Here is a 2,323-nt window from a genome sequence, read left to right on the forward strand (position 1 = left end):
TTTTGACCAGCAGCTTCATGTGGGAAAGCGCGCAACATGCGGCAGATTTGTTTTCCAAAAAAATTAAAGGCTTTACCTATACCCGTACAGCCAATCCGACTACTGCCGCTTTTGAAAAACGCATTGCTGCATTGGAAGGTGCAGAGCGCGCGGTAGCCACTTCGACCGGTATGTCCGCGATTCAGGCAGCGTTTTTTACCTTCTTGCAAGCCGGTGATCATGTTATTTCCAGCCGCAGCCTGTTTGGTACAACTGTCGGTTTCATCAATAACATCGTTACCAAGTTCGGCATCGAAGTCAGCCATGTATCGCCGGTTGATGTGGATGAATGGAAAGCTGCCATCAAGCCCAATACCAAACTGTTTTTCTTGGAAACGCCGTCCAACCCTTTGGGCGAAGTTGCCGATTTGGAAGCTTTAGCTGAACTGGCACACCGCATCGGCGCACTTTTGGTGGTAGACAACAGTCTCTTGTCGCCAGCCGGTTCGCAACCTTTGAAACACGGTGCGGATATTTCCGTGTCTTCCGCAACCAAAGCCATTGATGGCCACGGCCGCGTGATGGGTGGCGTGTTGGCCGGTTCGGATGAATTGATGACGCAAGTAGCCATGTATTGCAACTCTTGCGGTTTGGCGATGTCTCCGTTTAACGCATGGCAGCTGTTGAGCGGCGTGGAAACCTTGTCGCTGCGTATGGAAAAACAATACGACAATGCGCTGAAAATTGCACAATGGTTGAAAGAGCAGCTGCAAGTCCAAGCTGTGTACTACACCGGTTTGCCCGACCATCCGCAAGCCGAACTGATCCGCAAACAGCAAAATGGCGGCGGTATTGTGGTAGGTTTTGAAGTCGCAGACCAAGAAACGGCATGGAAAATCGTGGACGGCGTAGAGCTCTTTTCCCGTACTGCCAACCTCGGCGATGTGCGCTCGACCATCACCCATCCGTGGACAACCACGCACGGCCGGATGCAGCCTGAAGAAAAACTCGCCGCGAATATCCGCCCGGGCTTGATCCGCCTCTCTGTCGGTTTGGAACACATCGACGATTTGATTGATGATTTGCAACAAGCATTGAACAAATAATCTAAAAACAAATTTCAGACGGCCTTAAATTTTAATAGGCCGTCTGAAAGCAATTAAACACACATCTTAAGAATAAAAGGAAAAAAATAATGTCTGAAGCAGAATTCGCCTCATGGGCAATGAAAATCCTACTGAGTGGCCTGATTATCTTTTTGGGCTTTATCGTTTGGAACTTGGGTAAAGAATCCAAAGCCGGCAAATTCGGCATTGCCATGCTCTTCTTGGTTTTGGGCTTGGGTGTGTTTGGGTTCGTATTTAAAGAATTGCTGATTAGCTTTTTGGTATTGCCGAAGTAGGCAGGAAGTTTATTGATAGAACAAGGCCGTCTGAAAAAATGTTCAGACGGCCTTTTGATTTGATGTTTTAAATTACGCCCAATTCTTGCAAGCCGCGCAAGACGCCGTCTTCATCAACACTTGGGCAGACGAATTGTGCGGCAGATTTGGCAGCGTCTTCGCCATTGCCCATGGCAACACCAAAGCCGACGGTTGACAGCATTTCCAAGTCGTTGAAGCTGTCGCCGAATGCCATCACTTTGTTCATATCAATCCCCAGTTTTTCCACTGCGTGGGCGATGCCCCGTGCTTTTGAACCTTCTTTGCGCAGCAGGTCCACAGCATATTCATGCCAGCGGACGGATTTGAAGCCGTGTTGCTGGGTTAGCGGTTGCAGGATTTTTTCTTCTTCCTTATCCACAAAGACCAACATTTGATAAACAGGTTGTTTGCGGAAATATTCTTTGTCAGTCAGGAAGTTGGGCAGGATATGCGATAAGCCTTCGACAACGCGTGGCGAATGGGAGGAAACGGCAATTTCTTGGTTGTTGACAAAGGCGTAGTCTATTTTGTGTTGTTCAAGCAGGTTGATGGCGGTTTCGATGTCGGCAATGTCCAAGGGGTAGCTTTGCAGAGGTTCGCCGCGAAAGGAAATATATTGGCCGTTGATGGTAACGAGCATGTCGATACCGCATTCTTGAATCAAGGCTTTGACTTTGGCGGGAATGGCGGCTTTCGGACGGCCGGTGGCAATGGCAGTTAAAATGCCTTTGGCTTTCAATGCGCGCATGGCTTGGGCAACCGAAGGACGCAGGGTATCCGTGTATTTGCGGTAGAGGGTGTCGTCGATGTCAAAGAAGATGATTTCAGGATTGTTCATGGTTTACTCATCGGGCTGGGTATACACAGCTTTCATTGAAAATTGTGTGAACAGCTTGTGTATAAATTGGTTTAGTATTTGAT

Annotated in this window: 3 protein-coding genes; 2 read left to right on the forward strand and 1 reads right to left on the reverse strand. The window is 48.4% G+C overall.

Annotation, left to right across the window (positions count from 1 at the left end):
* Both metZ and ACTHUT_RS18200 read left to right on the forward strand, forming a co-directional pair.
* Window positions 1-1,085, forward strand: a 1,085-nt coding sequence (metZ, locus tag ACTHUT_RS18195) for an O-succinylhomoserine sulfhydrylase (RefSeq protein WP_440419311.1), incomplete at its 5' end; no start/stop codon positions are given.
* An 89-nt stretch (window positions 1,086-1,174) separates the two neighbouring features.
* Window positions 1,175-1,381, forward strand: a complete 207-nt coding sequence (locus tag ACTHUT_RS18200; RefSeq protein WP_004521104.1) for a DUF2788 domain-containing protein — start codon at window positions 1,175-1,177, stop codon at window positions 1,379-1,381.
* 67 nt (window positions 1,382-1,448) lie between these two features.
* Here ACTHUT_RS18200 and ACTHUT_RS18205 read toward each other — a convergent pair whose 3' ends face one another.
* Entirely contained in the window at window positions 1,449-2,240 is a 792-nt protein-coding gene (locus ACTHUT_RS18205) for a Cof-type HAD-IIB family hydrolase (RefSeq protein WP_004521105.1), read from the reverse strand.
* Between the last annotated feature and the right edge of the window lie 83 nt (window positions 2,241-2,323).

It is taken from the genome of Neisseria sp. P0022.S010 (assembly GCF_051956635.1).

Coding starts and splice junctions, on each gene's coding strand:
- ACTHUT_RS18200 (WP_004521104.1), top strand. CDS start 1,175: ATGTCTGAAGCAGAATTCGCCTCATGGGCAATGAAAATCCTACTGAGT.
- ACTHUT_RS18205 (WP_004521105.1), bottom strand. CDS start 2,240: ATGAACAATCCTGAAATCATCTTCTTTGACATCGACGACACCCTCTAC.